9 protein-coding genes and 1 pseudogene are annotated in these 7974 nt (G+C 35.9%); 1 reads left to right on the top strand and 9 read right to left on the bottom strand.

From position 1 onward, the window contains the following. Positions 1-113, top strand: a 113-nt coding sequence (locus tag VC188_RS12090) for an integrase core domain-containing protein (protein WP_215295492.1), incomplete at its 5' end; no start/stop codon positions are given. 9 nt (positions 114-122) lie between these two features. Here VC188_RS12090 and VC188_RS11635 read toward each other — a convergent pair. The 9 genes and pseudogenes from VC188_RS11635 to VC188_RS11600 all read right to left on the bottom strand — a co-directional run. Further along, the gene (locus tag VC188_RS11635; RefSeq protein ID WP_323484067.1) at positions 123-848 is read right to left on the bottom strand and encodes a hypothetical protein; all 726 of its coding nucleotides are present in this window, start codon (positions 846-848) and stop codon (positions 123-125) included. A gap of 2 nt (positions 849-850) precedes the next feature. Beyond that, entirely contained in the window at positions 851-2062 is a 1212-nt protein-coding gene (locus VC188_RS11630; RefSeq protein WP_323484066.1) for a hypothetical protein, read from the bottom strand. After that, the gene (locus VC188_RS11625) at positions 2040-2783 is read right to left on the bottom strand and encodes a glycosyltransferase family 2 protein (protein ID WP_323484065.1); all 744 of its coding nucleotides are present in this window, start codon (positions 2781-2783) and stop codon (positions 2040-2042) included. Before VC188_RS11625 ends, VC188_RS11630 begins: the two co-directional genes overlap by 23 nt. A gap of 250 nt (positions 2784-3033) precedes the next feature. Next, positions 3034-3978, bottom strand: a complete 945-nt coding sequence (locus tag VC188_RS11620) for a glycosyltransferase family A protein (RefSeq protein WP_323484064.1) — start codon at positions 3976-3978, stop codon at positions 3034-3036. Between the two features lie 120 nt (positions 3979-4098). Beyond that, complete coding sequence (locus tag VC188_RS12085) at positions 4099-4299, bottom strand: GT-D fold domain-containing glycosyltransferase (protein ID WP_416350515.1); 201 nt, start codon at positions 4297-4299, stop codon at positions 4099-4101. A 59-nt stretch (positions 4300-4358) separates the two neighbouring features. Further along, entirely contained in the window at positions 4359-5468 is a 1110-nt protein-coding gene (locus VC188_RS11615) for a DegT/DnrJ/EryC1/StrS family aminotransferase (RefSeq protein ID WP_323484063.1), read from the bottom strand. Then, the gene (locus VC188_RS11610; protein WP_323484062.1) at positions 5465-6418 is read right to left on the bottom strand and encodes a WxcM-like domain-containing protein; all 954 of its coding nucleotides are present in this window, start codon (positions 6416-6418) and stop codon (positions 5465-5467) included. The genes VC188_RS11615 and VC188_RS11610 overlap by 4 nt, the downstream gene beginning before the upstream one ends. A 149-nt stretch (positions 6419-6567) precedes the next feature. Continuing rightward, positions 6568-7353, bottom strand: coding sequence for a GT-D fold domain-containing glycosyltransferase (locus tag VC188_RS11605; RefSeq protein ID WP_323484068.1), 786 nt, complete (start codon positions 7351-7353; stop codon positions 6568-6570). A 495-nt stretch (positions 7354-7848) separates the two neighbouring features. After that, a pseudogene (locus tag VC188_RS11600) lies at positions 7849-7974 on the bottom strand (IS256 family transposase); the annotation flags it as partial.

The raw sequence follows: 7974 nt of genomic DNA, 5'->3' as shown, positions 1-7974 counted from the left end.
AAAACTGGATCACGATTTACAACGAAGAAAGACCGCACAGCTCTCTTGGCAGAATATCGCCTAGAGACTATCGAGCAAAGGCAGAAAACAACACTTTAGGAATGTCGGCTTGACGGGGGATACTACAAATCAACGACTGTCAAGCAACCTCTTAAGTCTAAATCTACAAAACTATATATTTTATTATCACTATTTTTATCGCTTGCAGTTCCAACATGCACAATTCTGTACCCATCCTCTTTCAATCGGATGCATTGCTTACTCAATAGGGATTCACGCAAAAAAAACTTTCTGAATTTCCCAGAATCAATGTAATTATTGAATATTGCAACTCGGTTATGTTCTCTATCGAATATAGAAGATTCTTGGAATAGATAGTGGAAGTCCAAATCGTAAGATAGTTCTACGTCAAAAAAATTAGCCAAAGAATAAACAAGTTGCTCTGGTAGCCTCTTGTTTATACGAATATCTGTTAAATCGACAATTAAGAAATTCTGATATTCAAAAATCTTTGACAAGAATGCCGGCTTTGGAACTACTCGTATACATTTTTTTGATTTGGGATAACGGAAAGTAGGAGATGATTCGGAATAAAGTAATTCATAAATCATATTGAATATCCCACTCCGATCTAAAACACTAACACTTTTTCCATGCAATCTCAAAAGACGAACAACTTTTAAAAAAAATAATTTATCGCCAAGATGAGTGGTTCTATGGTCCAAATCAAAGAAAATATGATCATAAGGAGCGCTCAAAGATCTTCTTGAAAAAAGAGCAGGAAAATCAAGCTGCTTTGAAAATAAAGTAAAAACTAAATTATTTATTAATTTATAAAGAACGTACATAATTAATATTCATAATAAACTGAAGTTATAGAAAATCTTTGTTTTAAAAACCGAATTAGCATGAAGTACTTATTGGGGCCAAGTACTTTGAGGGCAATTTTGAATATCAGATTAATGATTAAAATTTTACGTGAAAATTGACTCATATCAGATAAGGAGGATATGCTTTGACTCTCAGATTTCTTTATTGCGATAAGAGATTTTTTTAATGCTAAATCATAGAATTCAGCGTTAGCATCAAAGGGATTCAAAAAAGATTGTTTTTTACTCATTTGCCAAAAAAAGCGTCTTGCAATGTCCGTTATGGGCACTCCATTTGAAAATTTACAATACGGCACTTGGTTCACATTGTAGATAGAATTTTCTATAAGAATTTTTGAATACTGTGTGACCATAGAATAAAGTGAAGTGTCATTCTTGATAATGAATCTTGATTGATGTTTTGAAAGAGCCTGCGGGTTTAACGCATCTAAGCCACTAAAGTGAAAGAAAATGAGTGGCTCTGAATTGACAAAATACTCCCCTCCGAAATATGTCATACATCTTTCATGGAGATTCCAATACGCAACATTTAATGCAGGATTTTGGGTAAAACCAACATTTCCAAAATAGACAATTGAGAGATCCATCCATTTTTGATCAACAAATAAGCCGGAAGACGTATCATTGAAACCAAATTCCAAACAACGACTGCTCCACCAATCTAAAAAGCGATCGGCACTTTTACTTGGTCTAACACCAATAAAACCTAAATTAAATATGCCCGTGCGAAGAAACTCTAAATCCGAAGGCTTAGAATCATCGAGTATAGGAGTCATTGTGTGCGGGGTTAACAAAACTGTTGCATCCCCGAATAAGCTGTTAATAGACTCAGGTGTCCGATAAAAAAAGACATCAGGATCTATGTAATATATGAAATCATAGCTGTCGTGTGAAGAAAAATACTTAAAACATGTCGGCTTAATGTTAGTACAGTGCTCCAAAATATTAAATTGAAATGCCTTCCCTGCATAGTTTTCAATACCTAACTCATAAGAGTAAATTATCCTATCATTATCAAATACATCAGTTTTAAACCCCTCTTCGCAAACAATCACAACTTTAAAATCAATGAAATGGGACTCTAGAGAAGCCTGGAGAGTCAATGCCTGTCCAAAATAGTTTGGAGCGACAATCGTAAAAACACAGGTTTTACTTTTTAAATGTGATTGCATCTGATACCGCCCTAAAAATAGTTTTTATCGATTCTATGTCAATACATATGTAGAAAAGTGTACGCTTCATGCAATAAATCATGTCACATATTTTCCATCTCAGAGGAATATACCCGCGCATGTACATTATCAAAGAATTGCGTGTCTGGAAATAAAGCCTAAATTGTGAATGATAAGGAATTTTGTACCAAAGAAATTGTTTTTTAAAATACCCAACTTCATGACTCATTATTACATTCGGCATGCCATATATTTTATAGCCAAGGGAAGCCGCGCGTAGACACCATTCAACATCAACATAATCAATAAAAAGTAATTCATCCATCAAGCCTACATGCCTTACACATTTTGGGCTTAGAACAGTTCCGGAAGAGATTAAAAAGAGACAAGGCTGTGGCGCGTTTCCAGATACCTCTTTTTTAATTTTTAAAACACCATATTGCGCAAAGCCGTGAAATTGATTGGTGTTACTCTCAAAGAACATTGGTCCTGCGGCTGCTATCTTATTATCACTGGAAAATAATTCAGATGCAGTATTGCTAAGAACGATTAGCTCATCTGACGTTAAAAAAGAGTCTTGATCAAAGAGCAATATCTGGTCAGAATTATTATCTAATGCAAATTCAATACCTTGATTCAACGCCTTAGCAATCCCGAAGTTGGATCCATTATTGAATATCTTGATGCTCTCCAGGTAGACTGATTGAGTATTATTATTCACAAGGATCGGTATAAACCCTGCAGTTGCTATTTCATGAATAAAACTCGAAATATTCGCATCGCAGTGGTTATATAGTGGTATTACAACGTATATTTTACGGCACATTAAATTAGATAAATGTATCAAATATAAGAGAGTTAATAGTAGATTTTAAACTTGACTAGTAATGCCATTATAACTCTGAATAACTATGAAAAAATCATAGATAGACTTTATAAGTACAGGATCTGTAATGAAAAAATTTTCAGTATTAAACCGGCTTAGATGAAAAAAATTTATATTTTTTAAGAAGCGCCGATTTGTATAGAGCGGAAATAAATTCCTTGAAAATATCAAGTCTCGTAAGTTTAATTTCACATGCCAAACTGTGAATAGCTCTAAAAGCGATTAACGAACCGTCCAAATCGAATTTAAATATAGACCTTAAACAAGTTGTTATTTCAAATTTAAGCTTAAATTTAGTAAGCTGATATGGTGTTAAATACTTGATTATCACCTTCTGGATAACTTCATTCATTTGAACAGAGCTTCTATGAAACTGATCTTCATGTGTTCTATATAAAAAAACATCAACGTCATTAAAGGCAAACTCTCTAGGATTTTTTAAGGACCGAAATATTCTTATATTCAGAGCCCAATCATCGGAATTAGTCTCTTCATCAAATGCCCCAATCTCATGCAAAAAGGATCTTTTAATAAGCATAGACTGAATAAAAAGAGCGGGAACTTCATTCGTGACATAGTGGTGTAAGGACTTGACCCCCCTTAACAAATACCGACTTGAGTATGCGTGAACCTTTCCGCATTGTTTCTCATTTAGATAATATCTTCCATTATTGTAAAGAACTTTAAGCTCAGGAGACCTTATGAACAATGAGATTTGCTCTGAAAAACGATTAGGCAAAAGCAAATCATCAGATGCCAATACAGCAATTAGCTCACCAGTAGCACTTTCTAATGCCAAATTCAGAGCGCTACAAATCCCTCCATTACTTTTTCTTAAAATAATCGTTTCAAAAGGTGAGCGCGCCTTGCATTTGAGTAATGCCTCGTATGAATTATCGGTAGAACCATCATCAACCGCTATGATTTGAATTGATTTATAGTCTTGCTTCCAGATACTTTCAAATAATTCAGGTATGAATTTTTCATGGTTATAAACTGGTATCAGCAAGCTAATAGAATTTATAGGCATGTTTAACATTTCCTTAATTGATAAAGATTTATGCGGTTTGTAATTTATCAAGTAGTTTATTGGTCATTTAAGCCTCTTTACAGTAATTAAAAATTGGCATGGCATTCATACCTTTGTTTTTTAAAATATGCAACGGTCTTTAAAAGCATGCCCAATGCCCATTGATGGATTGCCCATCTTATACAAATCATATGCAATAACTGTAATAGTTGGGACAAGAGAAATGAGCGCAACGGTAGTCTTTGCATACCAAAGCTTCTGAGGAGTTAATTCGTTGTACCTTTCCAATCTATCTTTGCTCGGGCCTCTCATATGACTCATAGACAACGCATCTTATGACAAAAATTTGCCGTGCAATCCTCCAAGCATCTTAAGGCTAATTATCCCAATTCAGAAACTGCCTGTCGGACCGCGCTTATGACCTTGTCGACCTCTTCATCGCTCATTGTCGGCCCAATAGGGAGGCTCAAAATTTCCTTATGAATCAATTCAGATTTGGGCATCAAGCCAAAATCATTCTTGATGTCAGAGTAGGCGCCCTGCATATGCGGAGGAATAGGATAATGAATCATTGTTCCAACACCTAACTCTAACAAACGTCTTTGCAGCATATCTCTTTTAGGAGACCGCACTACGAAGAGATGCCATACATGCTTACTCCACCCTTCAACAACTGGCAAAACTAAGTGTGGAAAATCTCTAAGCTGAAGAATATATTTTTTTGCAATTTCAGCACGACGTGCATTATCAGATTCAAGTAATGGTAGTTTTTCTCGTAAAAAAGCACTTTGTAATTCATCTAGCCTACAGTTGTAACCCTGAATTTCGTGCTGATATTTTATGCGAGAGCCGTAGTTTCTAAGGGCTCTAATTTTGTCTGCCAGTTCAGCATCATTTGTTGTGATTGCACCCGCATCGCCAAGTGCACCAAGATTCTTCCCTGGGTAAAAACTAAACCCAGCAGCATCTCCCAGTGATCCAACTTTAGCGCCATTGAAGAGAGCACCATGAGCTTGAGCAGCATCCTCCAGCACTTTCAGATTACAGTCCGAAGCAATTTTCATAATAGCTTCCATATTTGCCGACTGTCCGTATAGATGAACTGGAATAATCGCTCGTGTTTGTGGTGTTATTGCGGCATTAATCATCTCGGGATTAATATTATAAGTTTTAAGGTCCGGCTCTACTGGCACCGGCCTTGCGCCAACCTGACTTACCGCTAACCATGTGGCTATGTAGGTATTTGATGGTACGATCACTTCATCGCCCGGACCAATATCCCAGGCTTTTAGAACCAAGCTGAGGGCATCAAGCCCATTTGCAACACCCACGCAATGCTTAACGTTACAGTACTTGGCAAATTCTGCTTCGAAAGCTTCAGTTTGCTGACCCAAGATCAGCCAGCCGGAATCAAGCACGGCATCTAATGCCAAATGAAATTGCTCTCTCTGACGAAGATTAATGGATTTTAGATCTAAAAAGGGAATCAAATCTCTCTCCGTTCCTTGAGATAGGTTGTAAATTCCTCATAATTTCTAATATAGTCACTTGGATTATATGCAGTAGAGGCAAATGCTAAAAGAATTGCATCTGGAGAATACTTATAATGCACTCGCCAAACCTTTGGCGGTAAATACAAACCTATGTTCGCCCTGTCTAAAACTAATTCTTTGCGAACCGCACCATCGTCGACGACTACGCTGATTGACCCCTTAATGCAAATTAGATATTCATGCAGCGTTTTATGCGCATGCTCTCCTCGGATTTCGGCGCTCGGAACATCGAACACCCAAAAACAACGCTGAGGAACAAAGGGGATGTGTTTTTCATATTCCACAACGGATAAATCACCTCGCATATCATGCACCAAAGGGAGTTGATATAAGACACAGCCACCAACGCCCAAGTTGCTTAGATTTGCAACGCCATCCCCCTCTTCAATGCTATCAAATTTAACGGATGATTGAAATGTATCCACATAACCCGTTATAACACCTGGGTTACCCTTAACAATTGCATGTGGTGGAACATTTTTAGTTACCACAGCGCCAGCGCCTATCATTGCCTCTGCGCCTATATGAACGCCAGGAAGTATTGTGGCATTTGCCCCTATACTTGCTCTTGCTCCGACAACTGTTTTGAGAAAAGTTTCCGGATATTTTTTACTCCGCGGAAAAGGGTCGTTGGTAAAAGTAACATTCGGCCCAATGAAAACATTATCCTCAATACGCAATCCATCCCAAAGCTGAACACCATTCTTTATTGTCACATTGTTACCAATAACAACATCATTCTCAATAAAGACATTTGCACATATATTGCAGTTTTCACCAATCACTGCGCCTGGCAAAACAATAGAAAACTGCCATATTGAGGTACCATTCCCAATTTTTGAACTCTGAACCTCTGCCAGCTTATTGATTTTATTTATAACATTCACTTAATTTTCCAATAAAATTTAACATACTATCTAACTTGATTAATCCTATATTCTTAGCGTTCAGTGAAACTCTATCGCAAGATATGGTTACGGAAGCTGCCGCTAACCTAACCATATGTTTCATTTCTTAAAAATATTATAATTATTGCTTAATCAGCCTTGTAAAATTCAGAGATAGTTACGGAATTATGACTAATACCTTTTTTATAAAAATCATAATCTTTAGCTATATGCCCAAAATCCAAGGCCTGATAACCTCTGTTAGCCAAATCAAAAGCCAGAACGGTTGCAGTTGGCCCCAAAATAATAATAATTAACGATTTTTTGTCGAAAGAAAGGATTTCCGATAACAAAGTATCATAACTAGCAAATGCATTTTTTGAGGGGGCATAAACATAATTGATCGAATCAGCAGAATCAAAAATATTATTTTCAATACCATTAAATATGCTTTGTCCACATATTACAATTAAATCGCGACCTGCCCATAATTGCTTAACCTTAGAAAAATAGGTTGGGAAATTATAATCGTCATACAGTGCATATAGCTGTGTTGACGCAGTGTCATAATACTGATAATCTTTATTGGCCATATTGCAAATTAGACTTCTATTTTTTGCTACCCATGTCCGTAAAAAATATTTCTGAGTATTACGCAATGGTGGACCGTCATAAAAATAAAAATGGGGAGCGCCAATAAAAATATTATTTACTGATGATTTGAAAATATCTTTCAGCCTTATAGCCAAGTTTTCGTCATAAATTTGAAATGGAATGCTTGAGCCAAGCATCAGCATGAATTCACCGTCACCAAATCTACAAAAACTTGCTTTTTTCCTAATGATTTCCTCAATAGTGTCGCTAGCATTTTTAATTCTTAGCTTCTTGCTTTCATTACTAGATGAGTTTATTTCAAACCTTAAGCTATCCACCATCGAATTTAAGTTTTCTTTTGACGCATTACGTGCAAATTCGTTAATATCATTTTTTATCAAAAAAATGATATTTTTAATGATATTTTTTCCTAGGCGAATAATTATTTTATAGAAACTTCTAATATTTTTCACTTTATTGTTGGATTTGATAAATCCATCTCCTTTAAGAATAAAGTATTCAGCGCCTACATGAATTTTATTATTTTTTAATTTTGAAATTTTCTGTATGTCTAATTTTTTATTTTTTTTATTGTATATATAATCTAGTTGCTCGATACTAGTCTTCGCAGAATTATCAACTGGATTTAAATGAGTATCCTGAACGCGATTTACAGTAATAACAATAGATTGATTATTATCATCTTTACATGCAAGCTTTGATCTTTTTATAAATTTTAATGGGTTATCTGCAAATATGCTTTCTAAATAATTTGGATTTGCAATTTTCCCGACCCTGTAAATATTTCTGTGTAAGTTCACCGCGGGGCTATTGGTGAGCGCTGCTCTCCAGTTCCGAATCGGCATCGTCCATCTCTTTGATGCTTGCAAGATGGCCAAGTAAATCACTTTAGTTGCCGCTGTGTCGTTAGGGAATAACTTTCTACGCTTGGTGGCAGACCG

It is taken from the genome of Polynucleobacter sp. MG-28-Ekke-A2 (assembly GCF_035012985.1).
In the GTDB taxonomy this organism is placed as follows: domain Bacteria; phylum Pseudomonadota; class Gammaproteobacteria; order Burkholderiales; family Burkholderiaceae; genus Polynucleobacter.
Note: the sequence above shows the minus strand (reverse complement) of the source record. Positions and strands in the feature narration are given on the sequence as shown.